This is a genomic window from Brevibacillus choshinensis (genome assembly GCF_001420695.1).
GTDB classification, from domain to species: domain Bacteria; phylum Bacillota; class Bacilli; order Brevibacillales; family Brevibacillaceae; genus Brevibacillus; species Brevibacillus choshinensis.
This window is the reverse complement of record NZ_LJJB01000010.1, coordinates 406,440-431,016: the sequence shown is the minus strand read 5'-3', so window position 1 is coordinate 431,016 and position 24,577 is coordinate 406,440. Positions and strand designations below refer to the sequence as shown.

Sequence of the window (24,577 nt, the reverse complement as noted above, 5' to 3'; positions counted from 1 at the left end):
TAGGTCGATGGGGAGGATACCATGAAGATCAATCAGTTGTTTACCACGATCGACGCCCACACCGGAGGAGAGCCGCTGCGCATCATCACGGGCGGCATTCCTCCGATCAAAGGCGAGACAATTCTAGAGAAAAGACGGTACTTTCGCGAAGAACTGGATGACATCCGCCGCGTGCTTATGTACGAGCCGAGGGGCCATCACGGTATGTACGGCTGCGTAATGACCGATCCTGTAAGCCCAGATGCTGCATTTGGAGTACTGTTCATGCATAACGAAGGGTACAGCACCATGTGCGGACACGGGATCATCGCGGTAGTGACCGCTGCTTACGAAACGGGATTGTTAAAGGCGGATACCGTCAATCAGGACATCGTCATCGACAGCCCAGCCGGACGCATTTTGGCACGTGCCAACGTAGAAGGCGAGCAAGTGAAATCCGTTTCGTTTGAAAATGTTGCTTCCTTTGTTTATGCGCAGGACATCTCTATTGAATGGGAAGGGCGTACCTTCCATGTCGATATCGCATTTGGCGGCGCGTTCTACGCAGTCGTGCAAGCGAAGGATCTGGACGTACAGGTCGAAATCGAGCAGTTGCCGTTGCTTCAGGAGTGGGGCGCACGCATCAAAGAACAGATCGAATCCAAGATGCAGGTGGTTCATCCGCATGAATCCGAATTGACTGGCATTTATGGTGTCATCATTTCCGATGAACCGAAAAAGTCGGATTCTCATCTGCGCAACGTCACGATTTTTGCTGACAAACAGGTAGACCGCTCTCCATGCGGAACAGGGACGGCAGCGCGAGTGGCGACCTTATTCGCAAGAGGGCAACTGGCAGTCGGTGAGCCATTTGTTCATGAGGGAATCGTAGACAGCCAGTTTATCGGGAAAGTAGTAGGGACGACGCAGGTAGGCGAGTACGCGGCGGTCATTTCTACAATTGAAGGAAAGGCATTCATCACGGGGCTGCACCAGTTTGTTGTAGATCCTACTGATCCGTTGAAGGATGGGTTTCTGCTGAGATAAGCTTAATCTAGAGATGAAAATGGCTGCGCGTCGTGTGCAGCCATTTTTTGTTGGAAGAAAAATCCAGACGAGCAAAAACAGCTGTCCAGGAAAAAGGGGAAAAAAGCGAAGGTATTTGGGACACAGCCTAGGCGAAGTGGAAAAAGCGGAACACTTCTGAGCGTCCACCTCTGAGATACATCCTCGAGGAGGCTACTTTTGGACGCCGTTTCGCTTTTGGAATGGAGCTGAACAGGGATGACCCCTGAGCGGTGTCCCTACTAACCTGGAGCGTTTTCCCCTTTTTCCGCCCAAACACAAATGTACGAGCAGGCCGAGACAGAACTGCGATGCGATATCTCGCTCATGCTTTTTATCACGTAGTTGCCCGCATGGCATAGACGATCACGACACTTCTGTCACAATAATGCCACGTGTTCGAGCGTCTGCATTTTACCGACACTTCTGTTATAATGTCGAGGACAGGGAATAAATTAGGATCAAGGAGTTGATTTTCACATGTATAATGCGTTAAAAGAAGCGCATGTAGGTGGTTGGGAGGTTGCATTTGTCCTCTTGATCATCGGTTACATCCTGTATCGTGTAGGAAAGACAAAAGTAGCAAAAGTTCTGCATATGTTGCTCAGATTAATGATCGTCATTATCCTGGTTTCCGGTGCTTGGCTGCTGTTCCAATTCCACACGAGCGATGTCTACTACTATGTAAAAGGCGTGCTCGCGATTATCACGTTCGGACTCATGGAGATGTCACTGGGACGAGCTCGCAAGCAAGAGGGCAGTATTGGTTTCTTCATCGGGGCACTGGTTGTCATGGTAGTCGTCATCATGCTCGGCTATCGCGTATTTGCATAATCGTCGTTTCCTACGAAAGCTTTCATTCGCAGAGGATTTTCCTTGCGAGTGAAAGCTTTTTTCTATTCTTTTCATCAATATTGAAGAAAATATCCACTTTATATATAATGTGTGGCGGATTACTCCTTTTTTACGTATAATGGCGGAAGAACAGGCGAGAAGCTTTTAGACCAGAAGGAGAGATCTCCATGTCCGGACGACAGGAAGACGGGATAGAGGCATTATCTGCAGGAACTGTCAAAACAAATACCTTGCTGCAGATTCAGAGTTTGCAGCCTTCCTTTACAAAGTCAGAGCAAAAGGTAGCGCAGATCGTACTGACTCAGACGGAGGGTGTCATTTACTCCTCTGTCATCGATTTGGCAGAAAAGGCAGAAGTGGGCGAGACGACGGTCTTGCGGTTTTGCCGGAAAATCGGCTTTCGCGGCTATCAGGAATTCAAGCTGGCTCTGGCACAGGAACTCGTGAATCCCGTGAAAAACTTGCACGGAGAGGTAGGCGAGGACGATTCGTTGGGCATCATTATGCAAAAGGTTACGGCGACGAACCGCCAGGCCATTGAAGATACAAGTGCTTTGTTTGAAATGGAACAGTTGGAGCGTTGCGTAGAGCTGCTGCGTACGGCAGGCACGATTCATTTTTACGGAGTAGGCACTTCTGCAGTCACAGCTCAGGATGCCAAGTATACGTGCTTGCGAATTGGCCTTCGGGTGGATGCCTTTACCGAGTCTCACCTGCAGGCAATGGCAGCGGCTACGCTCGGCCCTGGTGACGTGGCGGTGGGCTTGTCCGTTTCAGGGAGCACCAAGGACACCATCGACTCGTTAAAGGTGGCAAAAGAGGCGGGTGCAACCGTCATTTGCATTACGCATTACCGCAGATCGCCGATTACGAACGTCGCGGACATTACGCTCTTGACAGCTGCCCAGGAAGGACCTTTGCAGGGAGGATCACTGGCAGCCAAAATGGCTCAGCTGCATGTACTCGATGTCGTCTGCACGGCCTTGACGATGCAAAACAAAGAGAAAGCTTTAATGTACAAGGAACGGACGGCCAAAGCTGTCCTTGAGCGAAAATATTAACAGGAGTGAAACGATTTATGAAGCTTGTCATCGCAAAAGATTATGAAGACCTAAGTAAACAGGCTGCACGGTTGATCGCTGAAGAGGTAACACGCCATCCATCTACGATATTGGGATTAGCTACAGGGGGAACTCCGGTTGGGATGTATCAGGAGCTGATTGCGCTTCACAAGGAGGAGGGCATCGATTTTTCTCAGGCGACCAGCTTTAATCTGGATGAGTATGTTGGTTTGCCAGGCCATCATCCGCAAAGCTACCGTACGTACATGGAAGACAACTTGTTCACTCACATCAATCTTCCAACTGACAAAACCAATATTCCTCGTGGGGACGCAGCCGATCTGGGCGCAGAATGCAAGCGCTACGAGCAGGCAATCGCCGCTTCTGGAGGCATTGACATTCAGGTTCTGGGGATCGGAAACAACGGACATATCGGCTTCAATGAGCCAGGCTCAACGAAAGAGACGACTACGCGTGTCGTCCAGCTGACTGAGAGCACCATCCAAGCCAACGCACGCTATTTCCACAAGATCGAAGAAGTACCTACTCAGGCGGTCTCCATGGGAATCCAGACGATCCTCGGGGCGAAGAAGATTATTTTGCTTGCCAGCGGGAAAGCCAAGGCAGAGGCAGTGCACAGCATGCTCGAAGGGGAAATGACCCCGGACGTACCGGCATCCTTGCTACAGCAGCACCCGAACGTGACTGTGATCGTAGACGAAGAGGCTGCCTCTGCCCTGTCTGCGAAAACACGAAACTGACTCGTCAGGAAAAGAACGCTTGTTCACCAATCTGTTCCGAATATCAGCCAGTCCCTTATGCTATACTGGGAATGTTGCAGTCGGGATAACCAGATATTTCAAAGGAGCTGATTTTGGGTGAGCGCAAACGAAGCGTTGCTTACATTGGAAGGTTGGTATACGTATCATAATTTCCGCACGATCAACTGGGAAAAATGGAGAGCAGCATCCGAACAAGAGCGTCAAGCTGCGTTGGACGAGCTGAATGCTCTGATTCGTACGTGGGAAGCAAACGAAGCGGAACAGCAAGGCAGCACAGCCGTGTATTCCATCCTGGGCCACAAGGCTGACCTGGTGTTCATGTTCCTGCGTCCAACCATGCAAGAGCTGGATGAGATCAAAACGGCGTTCAACAAGACCCGTTTTGCTACATATACAGAAGCGCCGTATTCCTATGTGTCTGTCGTAGAGCTGAGCAACTACGTCAACAACCCAGGTGAAGATCCAAAGGCGAATCCGCATGTACGTGATCGTCTGTATCCAATCTTGCCGAAATGGGAGCACATCTGCTTCTATCCAATGAACAAAAAACGTGATCTGCAAGACAACTGGTACATGCTGACCATGCAAGAGCGTCAAGAAATGATGCGCTCCCACGGAATGATCGGCCGTAAATATGCAGGGAAAGTGAAGCAAATTATCGGCGGCTCCGTCGGTTTCGACGATTGGGAGTGGGGCGTTACCCTGTTCGCCAATGATCCTCTGGAATTCAAACACATCGTGTATGAAATGCGCTTTGACGAAGTAAGTGCGCGCTTCGGTGAATTCGGCAACTTCCTCGTGGGGAACGTGCTGAATGTCGAGTCGTTTGGAAAAATGCTCGAAGTGTAATTCATAGAGTGGTAAAAAGGATCTGCCTGCGAAAAATCGCTAGGGCAGGTCTTTTTTGTCTATTTTTTTCCAAATGAATGGTAAAATGGGTGAGGTGTCCAAGTGGAGGGGAGGAGTCCCTTGCATGAATAGAAAACAAAAATTCAAAAAAACGGCAATAAACCTTTCCGCTGTAATCCTGATGTCATCGGCTCTTGTTCTACAGAGCAGTAGTGGTGAAACCCCAAGACGGGCGAAGCTGAATACCTGGGCAGCTATGGGAATAGTAAACAACTTCGCGTAAATCAGTCTGGAGTAGGGATCATTGATCCCGCAGTAGCTAGGAAAGTGGAACAAGAAAAGAAGCGGTTGCTGCTTACCTATTATGATCCCATATTTGGCCTGGAGAACGATCAGGTTTTGCTCGTAAATCGCTACATTGGTGACCAAGGAGGCGCAAAATGAAAGTCAACCGAATCGTCACCAACATCGATACCCAGAATATCGCGGCAGCGAAAAGCTTTTATCAGGACGTGCTCGGCCTGGATGTCGTCATGGATCATGGCTGGATCGCCACGTACGGGTCAAACGAAGAGATGAGCGTTCAAATCAGCTTTGCTTCACAGGGAGGATCCGACTCTCCTACACCTGATCTATCGGTCGAAGTGGATGATATAGATACGGCGCTAGAACGCGTGAAGCAAGCAGGTTTCCCCATCGAATATGGGCCAGTAGATGAACCTTGGGGCGTACGACGTTTCTATGTTCGTGACCCATTTGGAAAGCTTGTAAACATACTTGCTCACTAATGAATCATAATTAGGTCTACGATGATGTACAAAGAAAAGGAATGAAGAAAAGAATGATCACAACTTGGGGAAATCTACTTAAATGGAAAAGCGTTAGCAAACAATCACTTTCCCTTTTCTTTTCAAGCTTGTTCTTATTGGTCTCCTTGCATGCTTTACCATTTCCTGTCTCGCTCGCGCAATCGCCTCCATACAAACAACAAATTGCGATCCTAACCTATCACCACCTTCTGCCTGAATCTTTGAATCTATCTTATAAAACGGACGAAGCCGTTCTTTCCGTCGAAATGTTTGAGAAACAAATGAAATACTTGCACGATAACGACTACCATGTTCTCTCTTTAGATGAGCTGCAAGCTTTTATCAAGGGACAAAAGAAGGTTCCTCCAAGAAGCGTCGTCATCACATTTGACGATGGGTACAAAAGCAATTTGATCTATGCCTATCCAATCTTACAAAAATACGGCTACGAGGCAACGATGTTCGTGATTACACACATGCTCCCTACATCTCCTCAGCCTTTCAACGCAAACAAGCTTACGATGGTGAGCTTCGCAGAGATGCAACAAGTACGAGATGTGTTCTCTTTTCAAAGTCACACCGACAACATGCACAAAAAGAAAGACGCGGCTCCCTATTTGATCGCCATGCCCGAACAAGATGTGAAAAACGACCTCCTTCGTTCCAAGCAAATGGTACACGCTCGTTTCTTTGCGTATCCTTACGGCATGTATAATTCGAGAGTGGTTCGTCTATTGCGAGAAACGGGGTACGAAATGGCATTTACAACCAACCGAGCCTATGCTCGACAGACGCTTGACGTGTATCGAATCCCTCGTTTTTCCATTTACCGGTCAACCACCATGAAAGCATTCACGGAAATTGTAACGGGACAGTACAAATAAAAAGTAACATCCTCCCGATTTTACTTGGAAATGAGCTAGACGATTTGAGACTTTCCCACTTTTCAGATAGTATGGGGAAGGGGAGGTGTTATTTTGAAAAGCATAAAACCAGGTCGTGGACCATCCGCCATGGGCGCTGCAGGGAGTCTAGCAATCTCTGTGTTCGGCATCTTCTGGACGATTATGGCGTTCACGATTACGCGAGACGCTCCATTCCCGATCGGATTGTTCTTCCCGGCCTTTGGGATCCTCTTTGTCGCGATTGGAATCTTTCAAGCTATCTACCATTACAAGAACGCGACGTCCAAACAGAGAATGTCCTTGTTTGATATAACCGATTCGCGAGAGGAAAGCGATCCTCTCAATCTACGATTTGGTCAAGAAGCGATGAGAGCCGTGGAAAGTCAGGAGGATTCGTCTCCAAAAGCGTTTTGTCCGTATTGTGGGGAAGGGGTAAAATCGGGCTTTCAATATTGTCCGAAGTGTGGCAAAAAGCTGTAAGTGATTGAGTCCAAAGAAAAAAGCGGTTGCCTCTTGGGGAGGACCGCTTTTTTCTTTGTGTAACAAAGTCTTTACTTTGGTTCCTTAGTACTTTTTGGTACAGTGAAAGGGAGAACAGAGTGGAAAACATACTTTACTAGCATGGAGGGGAGCAGGACTGAGATTTCTATCATTAAAAATCGGATACCGCACGCTGAAAACGGCCATTGGAACAGCTGTATCCATCTTGCTCGCTCAGCAATTTGATCTGATGTTTCCAGCTTCTGCAGGGATCATCACGATCTTGTGTATTCAGGTGACGGTCAAGCAGTCGTTTCGCACTGTTGGCAACCGAATTCTGGCCAGCCTGCTGGGACTTGGGATCGGAATGGCGTTGTTCGCGTTGCTCGGTTATTCACCGCTTGCGATTATGCTTGCCATTCTTATTTTTTTACCGTTAGCGGTGCGCTTTGGCATTCAGGAAGGCTTTATCAGCAGCATGGTCGTCATGATGCACCTCTACTCGTCACAGCGAATGGATGCGGCGCTGATTGCCAATGAGTTGGCATTGCTCTTGATCGGTGTAGGGGTAGCGTTGATCGTCAACCTGTACATGCCGAGTCTGGATAAAGAACTGAAAACCATGCAAGGTCAGGTAGAAAAGAACTTTGTTAGAATCCTCAAAGAGTTTTCGTACTATTTGCGACATGGAGAGAGTGAATGGGACGGTCGGGAAATGATTGAGACTCCCGGGCTGCTCGACAAAGCGGTCCAGCTCGCGTCACGTTCCGTGGACAATCGGTTGGGCAAACGGGATGAAGATCCGTACCACCAGTATTTTGTTATGCGTGACAAGCAGTTTGAATTGCTGGAGCGAATGATGCCGATCGTATCTACCTTGGACACACAAGTACCTCAAGGCCACCAGATAGCCGACTTTTTGGAACGGCTCAGTGACTCGGTGCATCCGGGGAACACGGCCTACCGTTTTTTGGACCAGCTGCGGGTGATGCGCCATGAGATCAAAGAGACCGGCTTGCCGACTTCGCGGGAGGAATTCGAGACACGTGCTTCTTTGTTCATCCTGCTACGTGAGATCGAGCGGTACTTGTTCATCAAACACGAGCTGGGCAAAAACAGTGACGAGAAAACAGGACAAGCCCTCGCGGAATGAGGAAAATGGAGCGGTACATATTCGATGAAGAAAAAGCGGTTGCCTAGTGGAGGCAGCCGCTTTTTTGCTTGCGCGCAACAGAGCACATGCTAACCATCATTCATCTTTTTGTTATCCATTTTCGAAAATCACTTGTATAGGCGATACGTCTGTGTTTCTGAGACAGCAGTTTTGAACGAGTCGTTTTCCAAGTATGACTATGTCGATTCTCCCGACGAACGTAACAGTAGTGATAACGGCTTCCCGAATAAACGCGTATCCCCTTTTTTTTGCATCTCCAAATGAAGCCGCCATCTTCGCCCAGGGAGCGATGAGGAAACTTGACCTTCTTGAATACACTTTTACGAAAACAGAGGGTACCTCCGGGAAAGATGCGCGCTGTTTTGTTGTCTCGATGGGGATGGCGAAGGATCAGCAGACGTAATCCTTGAAAGTACATGAAAAACGTACTTTTTCCCACGACAGGTGCTTTGGATTTGGCCAACGTGCGTAAAGCATCTCTTGCATAGAGAGGGGAGTAGTAGTCGTCGTCATCAAATTTCGCGATGACTGAATGGCGGGCTTTTTTAACGGCAAAGTTCAAACAAGCCCCCAAAGATGTGCGCGCGGGAAGTTGATAGACTCGAACATTTGGATAATGCTTGGCGTACTTTTTGTAATGCTTTTTGCTCATAGAGTCATTATTTAGAACGAGTATTAGTTCCTTTTTGACCCCTGTTTGTCTTTTGTAATTGCGAAAGATATTGTGTATAAAGCTCGGACGATTGGTGCACGTAATGATCGAAAATCCTGATGTAGGCATTCTGACCCTCCTCGACCCCGTGTCCTTCATCGTATGCAAACGCACGAGAGAGAGAGTTACACAAAAGCGGAATGGAGGAATACAACAACGTACCAAGCACATCTCACCGTCGAAAAGGAAATGCGCTTATTTCGTATGGGAAAATTCGAAGTAAAATAGCTATAGACTAGGTTTTTATCCAGTATCAACCTACTTTCCCAATTCAGACACGCGTAAATAGTTTGACTATTCAAAAGTAGGCAGGTATAATTTGGATAACTTTGTTAGTAAACTTAACTAACTGCATGGTGGTGAGTGACGAGGCGTGCGTGTTCCAAAAAAAACGGGCAACAGCAAACGGGTAAAAAACCTGAACAAAGAAGAAGTTTTGCAGCAGGTCATCCTACACGGTCAGATTTCCCGCGCCGACATCTCCAAGCAAACACAGCTCAGTCGTCCATGCGTTTCCTCGCTTGTCGACGAAATGATCCAGGAAGGGTTGCTGTACGAAGTAGGGATGGGGGACTCCAAAGGTGGGCGAAAACCAATCTTGCTGGAGTACAATTACCAGGCCTACGCGATCGCTGGGGCAATCTTTGATGGCTCCACGCTGGAAATGGCGATTGCTGATCTGAAGGGTGAGTTTCTAGCACGCTACAGCAAGCGATTGGCTCAGCCGGAAAATGGAGAGACCGTCATCGAGGATTTGGCTGCGGGTCTGGAGCGGCTGCTTTTCCAGAGTGGTATATCGCGTGACAGATTGCTAGGCATGGGTGTAGGCGTGCAGGGTGTGACCCAGCGCAATAGCGGGACCGTCAGTTTTTCGCCCAGTACAGGGTGGATGGGTTCGCCGATTCAGCATACGATCCAAGCGCGTCTGGGGTTGCCCGTCATCATCGACAATGACGTGAATATGATGACACTGGGCGAATACGTACGTGGAGTAGGCGTCGGACATAGCAATGTCGTCTACATGTACGTGGGAACTGGGATTGGATCCGGCATCATTTTGGATGGTCAATTTTACCGGGGGAGCAGAGAAGCGGCTGGTGAGATCGGCTTTATGATGATCGGACCCGTACATAACCGCACGAAACGAGCAGCAGGAGTATTTGAGACCCATTATTCCGTCCCGGGAATTGTCCAACATGCAAAGGGATTACTCTCTGACCTTCAGGAGGGGTCGAGTGTCATAAAAGAGCTCATCCGCCACGCGCGGCTGCAGAACGCCGATGCACAGCAATTGCTAGAAGAGGTGTACCGGCACTGGGCGTACGGAATGGCAAACATCATCAGCGTATTGAACCCGGAGCTTTTGATCCTGAGTGGGGAGATGGTCCATGTCGACGAAGAAGGGGTGAAGCGGATTCACGATTGGCTGACCGAGTGGGTGCCTGAGGTTCCTTGTCTCGAAAAGGCGAGCCTTGGTGAACAGGCGGGGTTAATCGGCGCTGTGCACAGCGTTCTGGAAGCGTTTCCGTCCACAAAACTGCTGGACAAAGAGTAAGAAAAAAAGAGGGGGAGTAATTTTGAGAAAGTCCAACAGCAAGCTGAAAAAATGGATGCAGGGAATGTTCGCTGGTTCCTTGGCACTGACCGTAGCGGCATGCTCCGGCGGAGGTCAGGAAGCAAAGCCTGCGGATAACAACAATGCAGGGGGTCAAGGCTCGGCACAACCATCGACACAACCAGCAGCGACACCGGCTGCATCAGGTGATCCGCAAAAATTGGTCATCTACACAGGGCGTGACAAAAACATTTTTGAAGTCGTACTGCCGAAATTTAAAGAAAAGTATCCCAATATCGAAGTGGAAACACTGGAGATGGGTGCCCAACAAATTTTGGAGCGTGTACGTGCTGAGAAAGCCAACCCACAAGCTGACTTCTGGTGGGGCGGTACACAATCCGCTCTGAGTACTGCTGCTGACGAAGGTCTTCTGGAGCCGTACAAGCCGACGTTTGCTGACAAGGTCCCAGATCTTTACAAAGATCCACAAGATCGTTGGTACGGTGAAATGCTGTTGCCAGAGGTCATCATGTATAACTCTCAAGCGCTGAAACCAGAAGAAGTACCACAAGATTGGGACGAATTGCTGGATCCCAAGTACAAGGACAAAATCGTAATCCGTAACGTTCTGCCTTCTGGAACGATGCGTACCATTTATTCTGCTATGATCTACCGCCAAGGTGCGGACACACCGGAAAAAGGCTATGACTGGCTCACGAAGCTGGATGCCAACACCAAGGAATACACGCAAGACCCGACCAATCTCTACCTCAAGCTGGACCGTCAGGAAGGCGTCATCTCCTTGTGGAACCTGCAAGACGTCCTGCTTCAAGGCAAAAAGAACAACCATCCGTATGATTTCGTTTATCCAAAGAGCGGGGCACCAATCCTCGTCGACGGTGTCGCTGTCGTAAAAGGTGCGAAAAACATGGATGCTGCGAAAAACTTCATGGAATTCCTGATGAGCCCAGAAATTGCGTCTCAATTGGCTAAGGAACGCTTCCAATTCCCAGCGCGCACCGACATCAGCAAGGACGACTTGCCAGATTTCATGAAAAATCTGGAGCTGAAGCCACTTGATCTCGACTGGGGAGTCATGGCTGCGAAGGAAAAAGAATGGATGCAGCATTGGGATGAAAACATCAAGGGCAAAGGCAAGAAGTAATGATCTAGCTAGACGGGAAGGAGTGTTCCTTTCCGTCTAGTCACTTATACCTCGCCTGCCACGACTCGCCACGAAGGAGGACACAAAATCGGATGAGCAGCGTAACACTGGAGCACGTTCATAAACGCTTTGGCAATGCAAAAGGGGTCGAAGATGTTCACATCCATATCGAGTCGGGTGAGTTCTTCACCTTTCTTGGGCCCAGCGGTTGTGGGAAAACAACGACCCTGCGGATGATCGCGGGATTCTACTATCCGTCAGCTGGACAGATTCGTTTTGGTAGTCATGAGGTTACTTCGGTGCCACCGCATAAACGAAATACCGGGATGGTTTTTCAAAACTACGCGTTGTTTCCGCACATGACTGTTTTTGAAAACATCGCCTTTGGACTGCAGGTACGCAAAATTTCCAAGGCAGACACCAAGGAACGCGTGGAGCGCATGATGAAGCTGGTCAGACTGGAAGGGTATGGCGATCGTAGAATCGATCAACTCTCAGGTGGGCAACAGCAACGGGTGGCGTTGGCGCGGGCGCTGGTCATCGAGCCGCAGATTCTGCTGTTGGATGAGCCGCTGTCCAATCTGGACGCAAAGTTGCGGGAAGAGACTCGTTTTGAAATCAAGAGACTCCAATTGGAGCTGGGGATTACCACTATCTACGTCACGCATGATCAGGCAGAAGCCATGTCAATGTCAGACCGGATCATGGTCATGCAGAGCGGTGAAGTACAGCAGATTGGCACACCACACGAAATCTATCATCGCCCCGTCAACCGTTTTGTCGCCTCCTTTATCGGCGAGACCAACCTGTGGGAAGGTACGGTGGTTGGCATCGAAGGGGACGAGGTACAAGTAAAGGTCGCATCGGGACACGTATTGAGTGGTCTCAAACAAAATGCATCGCCACAAGCAAAACTGGGGACAGGGGAAAAGGTGACGCTGTCCATCCGACCAGAATCGGTGCAAGAGAGTACAGGAGCAGGTGGGGCGAATATCGTCACAGGCTCTGTCGTGCTTGCTGAATTTACGGGAGCGTGCGTTAACTACGTGACCCAAGTAGGCGATGAGCAGCTGCGCAGCATGTCCATCAATTTGGGAAGACAAGTCAAGCAGCGCGGAGATACGATCGGGCTGTACATACCGAAAGAGAGCATTTACTTTGCTGGATAAGGAGGGAGAAGCGATTGAAAGCAGATTTACAACAAGTGCCAGTAGCGACCAGACGCAAGTCCATCATGGCTTCACCTTCCTTCGTCTACGTACTTATTTCGCCACTCTTTTTGATTTTGCTGGCCTATGTCATCTATCCGCTGTTTGAAACATTCGTTGCTAGTATCAAAGTCGATGAAGTCATTACGTGGAAGAACTACGCGCGCTTCTTTAGTCTGGAGCATACGGCCAATCTAGAGGCGCTATGGACGAGTATTTACATCTCCGTCTTGAGTGTCATCTCATGCGGCATCGTAGGGGTGACGATGGCGTTTTTGCTGGAGCGCTATGAATTCCCGGGCAGAAAGATCTTGTCTGTTCTCGCCCTAGTGCCGATGGCATTGCCACCATTGATCGGTGTGCTGTCCTTTACCTTCTTGTATGGGGAAAGCGGAATTTTCCCACGTGCGATCAAGGAACTCTTGGGGCTGGCGACCGTGCCGTTTCCGTTAAAAGGATTTTGGGGTGTCGTAGTCGTTCATACGTTTACGATGTACACCTACTTTTTTATGACAGCGACTGCTGCTATCAAAGGACTTGATCCATCTCTGGAAGAAGCGGCAGCAAGTCTCGGAGCGAATCGCTTTACCATCTGGCGACGTATTATTTTGCCGATGCTGACGCCAGCGATGGTCGCGTCCTCTCTCTTAGTCTTCATGGTCTCTATGGCATCTTACACAGCACCGCTCATCTTTGGTATCGACCGAACGATGACGATGCAGATCTACCTTTCTCGAACCAATGGGGATTTGGACATGGCGGCGACGCAGTCCACGATCCTGTCGATTGTCTCGGTACTCTTTCTCCTGATCATGCGTTGGTACCAAGGCGTGCGCAACTATCAGAACCTGAGCAAAGGGGTTAGCGTGCACCGTACGGAGATCAAGAGCAAAGCGGTCCGTTACATAGCGATGGTGCTGTCTTTTATCGGTACTATCATCCTGATGCTGCCAATTCTCGTGTTGGTACTGATTTCTTTCTCGGTAGACGGTACCTGGACGGTGCAAATATTGCCTCCTCAATACACGTTCGATCATTATCTCGATCTGTTTACAGATAGCAAGACCTGGCGACCGATTGTGAACAGCTTGCAGCTTTCTGCTATCGCTTGCGTCGGTATCGTCCTGTTCGGTATCGCGGCTGCCTATTCTATGGTTCGCTTGAAGTTTCGTGGCAAGACGCTGTTGGACGTACTGATCATGCTGCCATGGGCATTGCCAGGTACTGTCGTTGCGGTCAACCTGATTGCGGCTTTCAGCCAACCAACTGCCTTCAGCTTTGGACAGGTACTGATCGGGACGTTCTGGATCATCCCGTTGGCTTACTTCGTCCGACATCTGCCGCTTGTGTTCCGTTCCACCTCGGCGACGCTGATGCAAATGGACCCGTCAGTTGAGGAAGCAGCGCGCAACTTGGGAGCTTCTTGGTGGTACAGCTTCCGGAGAGTGGTCTTCCCGATGGCTTTAGGAGGTATCTTGGCGGGGACGCTGCTGGCTTTTGTCCAGTGTATTGGTGAGTTCGTCGCATCGATCCTGATCTTTACACCTCGGACGACTCCTTTGTCTGTAGCTGTGTTCCAAAGGATGTACAATTTTGAGTTCGGAACTGCGTGTGCTTACGGTGTGTTGCAGATTATTGTCATCATCATTGTGCTGTTCATTTCCAGAAAGCTGGGTGGCGACAAGGCTGGAGCCACAATGTAGCCATGGGCTATGGCCATCGTTCGCTCAACGAAGAGCAAACCTCGATAGGGGTTTTCTTACTCCGCTAATCTTCCGTGGGTCAATCCATGGCGGCACCAGGAGATACTACTAGGAGATGCCGTGATTGATATAGACATCAATCTGAGTAGGGAATGGAGGAACGTTCATTGAGAAAGGGGAAACTTGCCAAGCTGTACACTCTCACGACAGCGGCGGCGCTCGTAGGTAGTCTGATCTTGCCTGTAGCGCCCCAGACTGCCCATGCTGACCGGGGCGTAGTCGATCTGTGGAAAGCGATCAAACCGCTGACTACCATCGCCAGTGCCATGAATACCGGTGCCCATCCAGATGACGAGCACAGCTCGACGCTCGCTTATCTGTCGTTGGGAAGAGGTGTGGACACGTCCAGTATCATTGCCAATCGTGGCGAAGGTGGCCAAAACGAGATCGGCAGCGAGCTGGGCAACGCGTTGGGCATCATCCGCACACGCGAATTGCAGGAGGCTTCCAAAATCACGAACATTCATCTGGAGAATCTCAGCGAGAAGATCAACGACCCAATCTTCGACTTCGGTTTTTCCAAGAGCCCAGATGAGACTCTGGAAAAATGGGGCGAGGAAGTCGCGTACGAGCGGTTGATACGCAAAATCCGCACCCTGCGGCCAGATGTGGTGATTCCCGCATTTCTGAATGAGCCGTCTACACATGGCCATCACCGAGCGATCAATGTCATCACGGTTCGGGCTTACAAAGATGCTGCTGACCCGACAGTCTTCCCTGAGCAATTAAAGGAAGGCTTGACGCCATGGCAGGTGAAGAAGCTGTATCTGCCTGCCAAAGAAAATGATTATACAGTGAGCGTTCCCGTCGGAGCCTACGATGAAGTCTATGGCGCATCGTATGTGCAGCTAGGTGAGGAATCCCGGTTTATGCACAAGAGCCAAGGGATGGGACGTCTCTACGACGAAGGGCCGAGCTTTAGTTACTACAAGCTCGATCAGTCTGTCGTGAAGGGCAAAAGCAAGGAAACGGACTTTTTTGATGGCGTCGCTTATACGTTTACCGATCTCGCCAAGGATGTAGCAAGTCAGTCCGGTGGGGACAAAGTCGCCAGTGACCTGCAAAAGCTACAAAAGGATGCCGATGAAGTCATCGCGGCATATCCGCGCTTTGGCACCGTGGCAAAAGAAGTACACGACATGATCGCGGACGTCGAAAAAGCGACTGCGGATGTGCAGGCTTCCAAGCTGTCGGCGGATACCAAAACAGACCTGCTTCATCGTCTGGGTGTCAAAGCGGCACAGCTGAACAAAGCGAGTACAGAATCGCTGTCGCTCGTGACGAAAGTAAAGCCGGAGACAGGCGAGTTAGTCGCTGGGCAGACCACAAAGGTGACGGTCACGGCTTACAACGGTGGTCAGGTCAAGCTAGGGAAAGTGGACCTGAAGCTGAACGTGCCAAAAGGCTGGAAGGCGACGCCACAAGGGACGACTAGCTTTAACCAGTTGAGCTACAATCAGACCGTAAAAACGACCTACAACGTATCGGTACCAGCAGATGCTGCTCTATTCCAACCGTATGCAGCGCCTTCGCTCACCGCGGATGTCTCCTACAGCTTCTCGGGGGCAACAGCTACCAGCCATGCTGTACCGACTGATGCCATCGCGGTACTGCCAGCATTTGCGTTGACACTCAGCCCGAATGCTACCGTGCTGAACACCCTGAAGCCACAAGAGCCAATCCCGGTCAAGGTTACTGTGAAAAACTACAACCCCGGTGCTACACAGGCGAATATTTCCCTCGACGTGCCGAAAGGGTGGACTGTGGAGCCGAAAGCAACGCCGCTTGATTTCGCTGCAAAAGGGGAAACCAAATCGGTTGCTTTCACAGTAAAAGCTGCATCTTCAGTCAAACCGGATTCGTACAAGGTAACAGCCGTCGCATCCAGCGGTGGAACAGAAAGCAAACACGGAGCGCAGGTCATCCGTTACGCACACATTGGCACTACTTATTTCGTTCAACCAGCAGAATTGTCGATTCAGGCATTTGACCTGCAAGTACCAGAAGGTCTAAAGGTCGGTTACGTTTCTAGTGGCTTTGATAACATTGATCAATACTTGCAGCAGTTGGGCGTACAAGTAACGAATCTGACGGCAAAAGATATTGAGTCAGGCGATCTTAGCCAATACAACACAATTGTACTCGGTATTCGCGCATACGGATTCCGTCCAGAGCTGATCCCGAGCAACGCACGCTTACTGAAATACGTGGAAAATGGCGGCAATCTGGTGGTGCAATACCATAAGCCAGAAGACAAGTGGAAGCCTGAGCTGGCTCCGTATCCGATCAAGATCGGGGAACCATTGATCCAGTGGCGCGTAACCGATGAGAATTCCAAGGTGACGATGCTTACTCCTGATCATCCGCTGTTCAACTCACCAAACAAGATTACCGATCAAGACTGGAACAACTGGATTCAAGACCGTTCTGCTTACAACCCAGCACAGTGGGGCAAGGAGTACACCGAGCTGATTTCCAATGGCGACGCAGGCGAGAAAGAGTTTACCGGTACATTCCTTTCGGCCAAGTACGGCAAAGGAACGTACACCTACAGCTCCCTTGTCTGGTACCGTGAGATTCCTGCTCTGGTTCCAGGAGCAATTCGATTGTTTGTCAACATGGTCAGTCTCCACCAGTAAGGGTATTCCTTCCACGGGGGAGAGAGGTAGCAATGACACCTCTTTCCCTTCGTGGGCTTGGCAATCAGAGAAATAGCAAACGAATGGGTAGAAAAGGAGATGCAAGTCGATGGAATACAGAGAGCGCATTTTTCAGCAGGAGGGAGAACGCTTCCCGGGAAAAACCTATGTGGAAGCAGTCCTTGAGCCTGCTTTTAACGAAGCAAAAAATCATCTCCTAGGGCCGATGATGGCCATCAACAAGGCGCACTTGATCATGCTGCGTGAACAGGAGTTACTTACAGAAGAAGAAACGAAGGCGATCGCTCGCTCCCTCGTCGGAATTGAAATGGAAGAGCTGCGCCGCTCCGCTTATACCGGGCAGTTTGAAGATTTGTTCTTTCAGGTAGAGAGCCGTTTGTTGGAGTTGGCCCCGGACGTGGCGGGCAATCTGCATCTGGCACGTAGCCGCAATGACATGGGGATCGCTATTTACCGCATGGTGCTGCGAGACAAACTGCTGGTGGCTCTGGGATCTGCCCTCTATCTGAAAGAGCATTTGCTCCTCTTTGCACAAGAACATGCGGAGACCGTGATGATTGGTTATACCCATACGCAGCAGGCTCAGCCGACAACGATGGCTCATTACATCATGGCAGCGGTGGACCTGCTCAGTCGTGACATCCAGCGACTGAAGAATGCTTACCAGACGTGCAATCGCAGTCCAATGGGGGCAGCAGCTTTGACGACGTCCGGCTTTGCCATTAGCCGCGAGAGAATGAAAGAATTGCTCGGTTTTGATGAATTGGTGGAAAATTCCTATGATGCGGTATGCGGCGCAGATTACTTGGGCGAAGCAGCAACGGCGGTACAGCTAGCTGCCATTAACCTAGGGCGGACCGTTCAGGATATGCTCTTGTGGTGCACACAGGAATTTGCTGTCCTGAAAGTAGCAAGCCCCTATGTTCAAATCAGCTCGATCATGCCGCAAAAACGTAATCCCGTTTCATTCGAGCATATGCGCTCCCTTCTGTCTAGCAGTGCGGGGAATGCGGCAGCGGTGTTAACCATGATGCACAACACTCCGTTTGGCGACATCGTAGACACCGAGGATGACATGCAGCCGTATGTGTGGAAGAGCATGTCCGTACTCGAACAGATGTATCGTTTGATGGCTTGCGTCGTGGGAACGATGGAAGTGAACAAGGAGGGGCTGTTGGAGCGGGCAAAGGGAAGCTTTGCTACGGTGACAGAGCTCGCGGATACCATCGTACGTACGGATCATCTCTCGTTCCGCAATTCTCATCACATCGTAAGTCGGGTCGTAAAAGAAGCGATGGCAGCGGGAATGCGGGCAGATGAAATCAGTTTGGAGCTCGTAAATCGTGCTGCCCGTGAAGTCATCGGAAAAGATTTGGTGATGACAGCGGAAGAGCTGCGCCTTGCACTGGATCCGGTTCATTTTGTGAAAATTCGCAAGCTGCCGGGGGGTCCAAACGCTGACGAGATCAAACGCATGATTGCGCAACGTACCACTACTTTGCAAGCAGATGCGGCATGGCTGGCGCAGGAGAAACAAGGCCGTGAGCAAATGTGGAAAGAGTTGGATCAGAGAATAGCCGATTGGAGTGTGGGGTAATGGCAGCTGTGCGGATTCCTCTCCTCGCAGTAGACGGAGGGGGCACCAAGTGCTTGGCAGTACTGGTGGACCGATCCAGACAGGAAGTCGGCACAGGACGTTCCGGCTCGTGCAATTATCAAGGCATCGGGGAGGAAGCAGCTTCCCGCGAGCTGATGCAAGCCATTTTGCAATCGTTGGAGGATGCCCTCTCTCGAAATGGGCTGACGTTGCTACTCGGTCATGAGGGGAAGGAACCGGTCGAGTGGGAAGTGGACTGTGCGGTTTTTGGACTCGCTGGCCTGGATACGGAGCATGATCGCGAAGTCATCACGAAAATAGTCCATCGCGTTTTGCAACAGTTAAACATTCGCGTCCGTCATTTAATCATTGAGAACGATGGCTTTGCTGCCTTGCTTGGTGCCACTGGAGGCAAGCCAGGCATACTGGTTATCGCTGGTACGGGTTCTATTGCATTCGGGGTGAATGAAGCGCAAGAGACTGCGCGCGCAGGTGGCTGGGGCCATCGGGTAGGAGACGAAGGTAGCGGCTACTGGATCGGAAAGAAAGCGATCATTGCTGTTCTAAAAGCAGAGGATGGAAGAGGCGAGGCTACCGTTCTGAAAGAGTTGCTTCTTCCTTTCATCGGGTTGGCGCGTGTAGATGAGCTTTTTAATTGGACGTACGGCCCGCTTTATTCAGTAGACAAAGTAGGCGAGCTGTCGGTTCTCGTTAGCCAAGCAGCAGATCAAGGAGATCCTGTGGCGTTGCAAATCTTGCAGGTCGCAGGGGAAGAGCTGTTCCATGCAGCTCGTGCTGTGATAGAGAGTCTGCAAATGAAAAACAAGCCGTTCCAGATGATTTTGCAGGGAGGCGTTCTGCAAAATGACGACCGGGTGAGGAAAATTGTGGTCGAGCACATTAACCGCTATGCCTCGCAGGTGGTCATCGAAAATGCTCAGAACGATCCGATCTACGGAGTCATCGCAAAAGGATTGGCGTATCTGGACAGCCAATCCGGACAGTAAAAGAGGTGCCGATATGAAAAAAGTAATGGTAGTGTTTCCCCACCCTGACGATGAATCATTTGCTTGCGGCGGCACATTGGCGAAGTGCAGTGATGCTAGCCAGATGACGTGCCTGATCTGTGTGACGTCTGGTTGCAGTGGACGCACCGGACCGTTTGAGATCGATTGCCGTGAAAAGCTGGCGCGCCATCGGGAACAGGAGCTGGGCAAAGCTGCCGAGGTTTTGGGAATCAGCCGGTTGGATCTATTTCGCTACCCGGACGGTTCACTGGTGAAGACCGACTTTGATGAATTGGTGGGGCGGATTTACGAGGCGATCGTGGATTGGAAGCCGGACGTGGTCGTGACCTTTCCACCGGATGGAGTGACTGGACATCCCGATCATATCGTGACCTGCCGGGCGACGACACAGGCAGTAGAGCAGGCAGAGCAAGTATTGTCCGCAGACGAATATCCGGACCTGTACTACGTCTCCATCCCACACTACTACGATCACTGTCCCGACAAAGGACCAAAGCCAGCTGTACCGATTACGGGAAAGGTGGACATAACTCGATTCCGATTGCAAAAGGGAGAAGCATTGCGGGCACATCAGAGCCAGGTCTATTCAGTGAATCGAGCATACCCCGGTGTGATCGAGGGCGATTTTGGCGTCATTGGCTGCTATGAATACTACACGTTAGTTCGTTCAGGAGGTAAGCCGATTGAGCCAGAGCCCGAATCAAACGGGATTCCGGTAATTGAGTTGTAAGAAAGAAAATAGGCAGCAGGTATCGAAGGGTTGGTCAGCGTATTAACGAGTCAATAAAGAGTAACGAAAAGAGAGACGCTTGCATGCCGCAGGCTAACGCGATCAAGATCGCACGTAAATATACCGGACGCAAGGCGATCATTTCCTTTGAGCGCGGATTCCATGGACGCACGCTCCTCGGGATGTCATTGACCAGCAAGGTGAAACCGTACAAATACGGTTTTGGTCCATTTGCACCGGATGTATACAAAATGCAGTATCCTTACTATTACCGTGCGCCACAAGGCATGACGCCAGAAGAATTGGATCAGGAAATCTTGAAAAAGCTGGAGGAATTTTTCCTCGTGGAGGTAGCGGCGGAAGAAGTAGCAGCAATCATCATGGAGCCAGTGCAAGGCGAAGGGGGATTCGTCGTTCCGTCCAAGACGTTTGTGCAGGGCGTGAAGGTCATTTGCGAAAAGCATGGCATCCTGTTCATCGCTGACGAAATCCAGACCGGCTTTGGGCGTACGGGGAAGCTGTTCGCGATGGAGCACTTTGATGTCGTCCCTGATCTGATGACCATGTCCAAGTCGATCGCAGCAGGCTTGCCGATCAGTGCCGTCACTGGACGGGCTGAGATCATGGAGGCACCTGAGCCAGGTCAAATCGGTGGAACCTATGGAGGAAGCCCGCTCGGATGTGTAGCTGCGTTGAAAGTGATTGAAATGATAGAAGAGGAAAACCTTCTGGAAAAGGCTAACCGGATCGGTGAGACGGTCGTTTCACGATTTACGACGATGCAAGCAAAACAGGCTGTCATTGGTGATGTGCGCGGGTTGGGAGCGATGGTGGCCATCGAACTCGTACAGGATCGGGTGAGCAAGACACCCGCTGACGAGCTGACCGCCAAAATCGTGGCAGAATGCAATCGTCGTGGTGTCGTTACACTCAGTGCCGGCATCTTCAAAAACGTGATCCGTATTCTCTCTCCGCTTGTCATCACAGATGAGCAGCTGGCAGAAGCGCTGGATATCATCGAAGAGGTGTTCACAGAATTCGCATAACTGGAACTGGATAGCAGAATAGTCAGGAGCTGTTGCTAGTAGGCAGCTCCTGATTATTGTTTTCTTGTACTTTCAGAAAGTTGACCTTCGCTGAAGCGATAAAAGATGAAAGTATAAGTGCAACTAAGGCTCCGCCAAAAGGCTTGGCGTAGGCGAGTTTTCTAATTATGCAAAAAAGAATAGATGATGAAAAAATGCATAGGAAAGTACACTCCACGAACCAGGAATCTTCTGTATTCGATATTGGCATAACTTTTGCAATAATGAATAAACGAAGGCGAAACGCCTGCCAGTAGGAAGGGGCAAGGAGTGGGTAACATGCAAAACAAGCTGTTTTTAATCGCCGTCCTGCTCTCCATGATCCTGGTGCCAATGGAGCGCCCATTCGGCGTGAGGGCACTCTCTTTGCAAGCTTTGAGCTTGGGACGAGACACCAAATATGAAAAAACAAGGTGATCATATTGAAAAAAAAGAGTTTGTTTATCAACGGTGAATGGGTAAAAGCAAGCCAATATGTCACACTGACCTCTCCTTATAGCGGGGAGGCAATTGCAGAAATACCCGTGGCAACGGCTGAGGAAGTAGATGCCGCCATCGAAGCAGCCGAACAGGCTAGAGACAAGATGAGATCGCTCCCGGCACATGCGCGTGCGGCGATTTTGGAAAAGCTCGCAGCGCTGATGGAGGCGCGTGCGGAGGAAGCCGCTCAGATCATCGCGCTGGAGGCCGCCAAACCGATTGCAACGGCAAAGGGAGAGGTAGCTCGGACGATTCAGACCTACAAATTCGCAGCTGAGGAAGCAAAGCGGATTCACGGGGAGACCTTGCCGCTCGATGCAGCCCCAGGAGGGGAAAATCGCGTGGCATACACGGTAAGGGAACCGCTTGGTGTCATAGGAGCGATCACGCCATTCAACTTCCCGATGAATCTAGTAGCGCACAAGGTAGGACCCGCGATTGCGGCCGGAAATACAGTCGTATTGAAGCCTGCCGCTCAGACTCCTCTTTCCGCCTACTTTTTGGCGGAGCTGTTAGAGGAAGCTGGCCTGCCATCAGGTGCTTTGAACGTCGTCACCGGAAGCGGTCGCGTGGTGGGCGATCAGATCGTCACAGATGAACGGGTCCAGATGGTGACGTTTACCGGAAGTCCTGCGGTAGGGATCGGCATCCGCAACAAGGCTGGCCTGAAGCGGGTCACACTGGAGCTAGGCTCCAACGCCGCTGTCATCATCGACAAGGGAGTCGATATTCAGAAGATCATCTCCCGCTGTGTGCAAGGCGCGTTTGCCTTCCAGGGACAGGTATGCATTTCCTTACAGCGTGTCTACGTGCATGAGGATGTGTATGAGGAATTTGCCAAGGCATTCATGGGAGCAACCAATCGATTGGTCGTAGGTGATCCACTCGATCCGAAGACAGATGTGTCCGCGCTGATTTCCCCGGCGGATGTGGACCGCACCTTGGCATGGATCGAGGAGGCAAAACAGAATGGAGCTAGAGTCATCACTGGAGGCAAGGCGGAAGGCCGTGTTCTTTTGCCAACCGTTTTGCTTGGTGTAGACCCTGCTCTCAAAGTTTCCTGCCAGGAGGTGTTTGCGCCGATCGTCTTGATCAACAAGATCGCCTCTGTCGAGGAAGGCATAGCATTGGTCAACGATTCTCGCTACGGTCTGCAGGCAGGTATATACACAGACAATATCCACACGGCGCTCATGGCAGCAGAAAAGCTGCATGTTGGAGGCGTCATGATTAACGATATCCCGACCTTCCGGGTGGATCACATGCCGTATGGTGGCGTGAAGGAAAGCGGGACAGGGCGGGAAGGGCTGAAATACGCGGTTGAGGAAATGACCGAGATGAAATTGGTGGTGTTCAACCGCAATTAATCAAGAATCGGAGGCATTCCAACCCATGCAATATCCACTGACACCAGATGTGAAGCCAGAATTTTGTACGACAGGCACGTTCATGCGTCTGCCTTCCCATAGAGATCATGCCAAAGTGGCCATCCTGGGACAGCCGTTTGATACGGCGGCTTCTTTTCGTGTAGGGGCCAGGTTTGCGCCGCAAGCGATCCGCCAAGCATCTATGACGCTATTCCCTTATCATCCGACACACAAGGTATATCCATTTGAAGATACTCATGCGTTTGATATCGGGGATGTTCCCGTGATTCCGCACAATATTCATCGGAGCTACGAATTGATGGAAGCGGCCATGCTCGATTTGATGAAAAAAGGCATCGTTCCCATCGGGTTGGGAGGGGACCATTCGATCACGCTGGCTGCTCTGCGTGCCGCCAAAAAAGTCTACGGTCAAGTGGCCTTGATCCAGTTTGATTCGCACACGGATACGTGGGATACCTACTACGATGAGAAATACTGGCATGGCTCGGCGTTTATCCGGGCTTACGAAGAAGGGCTGCTACTGCCGGACAAGGTGTTTCAGGTCGGCATCCGCGGCACACTGAACCATCCTGGCGATCTGGAAGCCAGTTACGAGCTCGGTTATAACGTGATTACCACGGATGAGCTACGCAGCCGGGGCTTCGAAGACGTCGTGAAGCAAATGAAAGCGACGATCGGAGACACGCCTTGCTTTTTGACCTTCGACATTGACTTTGTCGATCCCGCCTTCGCTCCTGGGACGGGCACACTCGAAGTGGGTGGCTTCACCAGCCACGAGGCACTGCAACTGGTTCGCTCACTCACTGATATGAACTACATCGGCTTTGACCTGGTGGAGGTGCTTCCTCCGTACGATCCGACGCAAATCACTTCATTGCTCGCCGCGACGCTGATCCATGACTTTGCAGCATTGGTTGCATTGAAGTTGAAAAGCTAAAAAGAAGAGTTCTTAACGTGGCTTGGGTGGAGGAAGCGCATTTTCATCCTCCGCTCCAGGCTACGCCTGCATGGAAGTCGTGACTGTCCTCTCCGCAACGATCCCGGGGGAAACGCTAAACGGCGCGCAGCTTCGCAGAGTATTCATAGATATCGTTTCTGATCCCCGGTCTTCTTTGATCCGCTGGGCAGGACTCCACAGTCGCTCGGCTGAAAACGCGCTTCCTGGTCGTTACAGGGATAGGGAAAAGATATTCAACAGAGTATAAAAATTAAGGGTTTTGAGGTTCATCTGTAAGAAGTAAAAATGA

Annotated in this window: 22 protein-coding genes and 1 pseudogene; 22 read left to right on the top strand and 1 reads right to left on the bottom strand. The window is 50.5% G+C overall.

The window, feature by feature from the left end:
- Window positions 1-21 precede the first annotated feature (21 nt).
- The 10 genes from AN963_RS12325 to AN963_RS12285 all read left to right on the top strand — a co-directional run bounded on the left by AN963_RS12325 (window position 22) and on the right by AN963_RS12285 (window position 7,938).
- On the top strand, window positions 22-1,026 hold the full coding sequence (locus AN963_RS12325) for a proline racemase family protein (RefSeq protein WP_055744891.1): 1,005 nt from the start codon (window positions 22-24) through the stop codon (window positions 1,024-1,026).
- Between the two features lie 498 nt (window positions 1,027-1,524).
- Window positions 1,525-1,878: a YisL family protein gene (locus AN963_RS12320; protein ID WP_055744890.1), complete on the top strand. Its 354-nt coding sequence runs from the start codon at window positions 1,525-1,527 to the stop codon at window positions 1,876-1,878.
- 188 nt (window positions 1,879-2,066) lie between these two features.
- Window positions 2,067-2,960, top strand: a complete 894-nt coding sequence (locus AN963_RS12315) for a MurR/RpiR family transcriptional regulator (RefSeq protein ID WP_055744889.1) — start codon at window positions 2,067-2,069, stop codon at window positions 2,958-2,960.
- A gap of 17 nt (window positions 2,961-2,977) precedes the next feature.
- Window positions 2,978-3,721, top strand: coding sequence for a glucosamine-6-phosphate deaminase (gene nagB, locus AN963_RS12310; RefSeq protein ID WP_055744888.1), 744 nt, complete (start codon window positions 2,978-2,980; stop codon window positions 3,719-3,721).
- A gap of 117 nt (window positions 3,722-3,838) precedes the next feature.
- The gene (gene hemQ, locus AN963_RS12305; protein ID WP_055744887.1) at window positions 3,839-4,591 is read left to right on the top strand and encodes a hydrogen peroxide-dependent heme synthase; all 753 of its coding nucleotides are present in this window, start codon (window positions 3,839-3,841) and stop codon (window positions 4,589-4,591) included.
- 124 nt (window positions 4,592-4,715) lie between these two features.
- Window positions 4,716-4,874, top strand: a complete 159-nt coding sequence (locus tag AN963_RS31170; protein WP_161827278.1) for a hypothetical protein — start codon at window positions 4,716-4,718, stop codon at window positions 4,872-4,874.
- Window positions 4,875-5,031: 157 nt separating this feature from the next.
- Window positions 5,032-5,379 (top strand): VOC family protein, encoded by a 348-nt coding sequence (locus AN963_RS12300; protein WP_055744886.1) that lies wholly within the window; start codon window positions 5,032-5,034, stop codon window positions 5,377-5,379.
- A gap of 53 nt (window positions 5,380-5,432) precedes the next feature.
- A complete protein-coding gene (locus AN963_RS12295) occupies window positions 5,433-6,284 on the top strand; it encodes a polysaccharide deacetylase family protein (protein ID WP_055744885.1) in 852 nt (283 codons plus the stop codon).
- Window positions 6,285-6,377: 93 nt separating this feature from the next.
- Window positions 6,378-6,785, top strand: coding sequence for a zinc ribbon domain-containing protein (locus AN963_RS12290; protein WP_201783750.1), 408 nt, complete (start codon window positions 6,378-6,380; stop codon window positions 6,783-6,785).
- Window positions 6,786-6,942: 157 nt separating this feature from the next.
- Window positions 6,943-7,938, top strand: coding sequence for an aromatic acid exporter family protein (locus tag AN963_RS12285; RefSeq protein ID WP_083496920.1), 996 nt, complete (start codon window positions 6,943-6,945; stop codon window positions 7,936-7,938).
- Window positions 7,939-8,038: 100 nt separating this feature from the next.
- Here the strand turns inward: AN963_RS12285 and AN963_RS12280 are convergent, their stop codons facing one another.
- A complete protein-coding gene (locus AN963_RS12280; protein WP_055744884.1) occupies window positions 8,039-8,740 on the bottom strand; it encodes a glycosyltransferase in 702 nt (233 codons plus the stop codon).
- 304 nt (window positions 8,741-9,044) lie between these two features.
- On the opposite strand from AN963_RS12280, the gene AN963_RS12275 reads away from it, so the two are divergent.
- From AN963_RS12275 to speB, 12 genes and pseudogenes are all read left to right on the top strand, one after another.
- Window positions 9,045-10,226: an ROK family protein gene (locus tag AN963_RS12275; RefSeq protein WP_055744883.1), complete on the top strand. Its 1,182-nt coding sequence runs from the start codon at window positions 9,045-9,047 to the stop codon at window positions 10,224-10,226.
- A 22-nt stretch (window positions 10,227-10,248) separates the two neighbouring features.
- Window positions 10,249-11,391: an extracellular solute-binding protein gene (locus tag AN963_RS12270; RefSeq protein WP_055744882.1), complete on the top strand. Its 1,143-nt coding sequence runs from the start codon at window positions 10,249-10,251 to the stop codon at window positions 11,389-11,391.
- 92 nt (window positions 11,392-11,483) lie between these two features.
- Window positions 11,484-12,560, top strand: coding sequence for an ABC transporter ATP-binding protein (locus AN963_RS12265; RefSeq protein ID WP_055744881.1), 1,077 nt, complete (start codon window positions 11,484-11,486; stop codon window positions 12,558-12,560).
- A 65-nt stretch (window positions 12,561-12,625) separates the two neighbouring features.
- Entirely contained in the window at window positions 12,626-14,302 is a 1,677-nt protein-coding gene (locus AN963_RS12260; protein WP_407922554.1) for an ABC transporter permease, read from the top strand.
- A 167-nt stretch (window positions 14,303-14,469) separates the two neighbouring features.
- Window positions 14,470-17,001, top strand: coding sequence for a PIG-L family deacetylase (locus tag AN963_RS12255; protein ID WP_055744879.1), 2,532 nt, complete (start codon window positions 14,470-14,472; stop codon window positions 16,999-17,001).
- Window positions 17,002-17,110: 109 nt separating this feature from the next.
- Window positions 17,111-18,619 carry an argininosuccinate lyase gene (gene argH, locus AN963_RS12250; protein WP_055744878.1) on the top strand — a complete coding sequence of 503 codons (1,509 nt, stop codon included), beginning with the start codon at window positions 17,111-17,113 and terminating at the stop codon, window positions 18,617-18,619.
- Complete coding sequence (locus tag AN963_RS12245) at window positions 18,619-19,626, top strand: N-acetylglucosamine kinase (RefSeq protein ID WP_055744877.1); 1,008 nt, start codon at window positions 18,619-18,621, stop codon at window positions 19,624-19,626. Before argH ends, AN963_RS12245 begins: the two co-directional genes overlap by 1 nt.
- 13 nt (window positions 19,627-19,639) lie before the next feature.
- On the top strand, window positions 19,640-20,377 hold the full coding sequence (locus tag AN963_RS12240) for a PIG-L deacetylase family protein (protein ID WP_055744876.1): 738 nt from the start codon (window positions 19,640-19,642) through the stop codon (window positions 20,375-20,377).
- A 95-nt stretch (window positions 20,378-20,472) separates the two neighbouring features.
- Window positions 20,473-21,423: pseudogene (locus AN963_RS12235) on the top strand (aspartate aminotransferase family protein); the annotation flags it as partial.
- Window positions 21,424-21,741: 318 nt separating this feature from the next.
- Window positions 21,742-21,879 (top strand): hypothetical protein, encoded by a 138-nt coding sequence (locus AN963_RS31165; RefSeq protein ID WP_161827277.1) that lies wholly within the window; start codon window positions 21,742-21,744, stop codon window positions 21,877-21,879.
- A complete protein-coding gene (locus tag AN963_RS12230; RefSeq protein WP_407922553.1) occupies window positions 21,879-23,309 on the top strand; it encodes an aldehyde dehydrogenase family protein in 1,431 nt (476 codons plus the stop codon). Before AN963_RS31165 ends, AN963_RS12230 begins: the two co-directional genes overlap by 1 nt.
- A 25-nt stretch (window positions 23,310-23,334) precedes the next feature.
- A complete protein-coding gene (speB, locus tag AN963_RS12225; protein WP_055744875.1) occupies window positions 23,335-24,267 on the top strand; it encodes an agmatinase in 933 nt (310 codons plus the stop codon).
- Window positions 24,268-24,577: the final 310 nt, after the last annotated feature.

Bases quoted from the DNA above. Each gene is read 5' to 3' on its own strand.
- AN963_RS12325 (WP_055744891.1), top strand. From the start codon at position 22: ATGAAGATCAATCAGTTGTTTACCACGATCGACGCCCACACCGGAGGA.
- AN963_RS12320 (WP_055744890.1), top strand. From the start codon at position 1,525: ATGTATAATGCGTTAAAAGAAGCGCATGTAGGTGGTTGGGAGGTTGCA.
- AN963_RS12315 (WP_055744889.1), top strand. From the start codon at position 2,067: ATGTCCGGACGACAGGAAGACGGGATAGAGGCATTATCTGCAGGAACT.
- nagB (WP_055744888.1), top strand. From the start codon at position 2,978: ATGAAGCTTGTCATCGCAAAAGATTATGAAGACCTAAGTAAACAGGCT.
- AN963_RS31170 (WP_161827278.1), top strand. From the start codon at position 4,716: ATGAATAGAAAACAAAAATTCAAAAAAACGGCAATAAACCTTTCCGCT.
- AN963_RS12300 (WP_055744886.1), top strand. From the start codon at position 5,032: ATGAAAGTCAACCGAATCGTCACCAACATCGATACCCAGAATATCGCG.
- AN963_RS12295 (WP_055744885.1), top strand. From the start codon at position 5,433: ATGATCACAACTTGGGGAAATCTACTTAAATGGAAAAGCGTTAGCAAA.
- AN963_RS12280 (WP_055744884.1), bottom strand. From the start codon at position 8,740: ATGCCTACATCAGGATTTTCGATCATTACGTGCACCAATCGTCCGAGC.
- AN963_RS12265 (WP_055744881.1), top strand. From the start codon at position 11,484: ATGAGCAGCGTAACACTGGAGCACGTTCATAAACGCTTTGGCAATGCA.
- AN963_RS12260 (WP_407922554.1), top strand. From the start codon at position 12,626: ATGGCTTCACCTTCCTTCGTCTACGTACTTATTTCGCCACTCTTTTTG.
- argH (WP_055744878.1), top strand. From the start codon at position 17,111: ATGGAATACAGAGAGCGCATTTTTCAGCAGGAGGGAGAACGCTTCCCG.
- AN963_RS12245 (WP_055744877.1), top strand. From the start codon at position 18,619: ATGGCAGCTGTGCGGATTCCTCTCCTCGCAGTAGACGGAGGGGGCACC.
- AN963_RS12240 (WP_055744876.1), top strand. From the start codon at position 19,640: ATGAAAAAAGTAATGGTAGTGTTTCCCCACCCTGACGATGAATCATTT.
- AN963_RS31165 (WP_161827277.1), top strand. From the start codon at position 21,742: ATGCAAAACAAGCTGTTTTTAATCGCCGTCCTGCTCTCCATGATCCTG.
- speB (WP_055744875.1), top strand. From the start codon at position 23,335: ATGCAATATCCACTGACACCAGATGTGAAGCCAGAATTTTGTACGACA.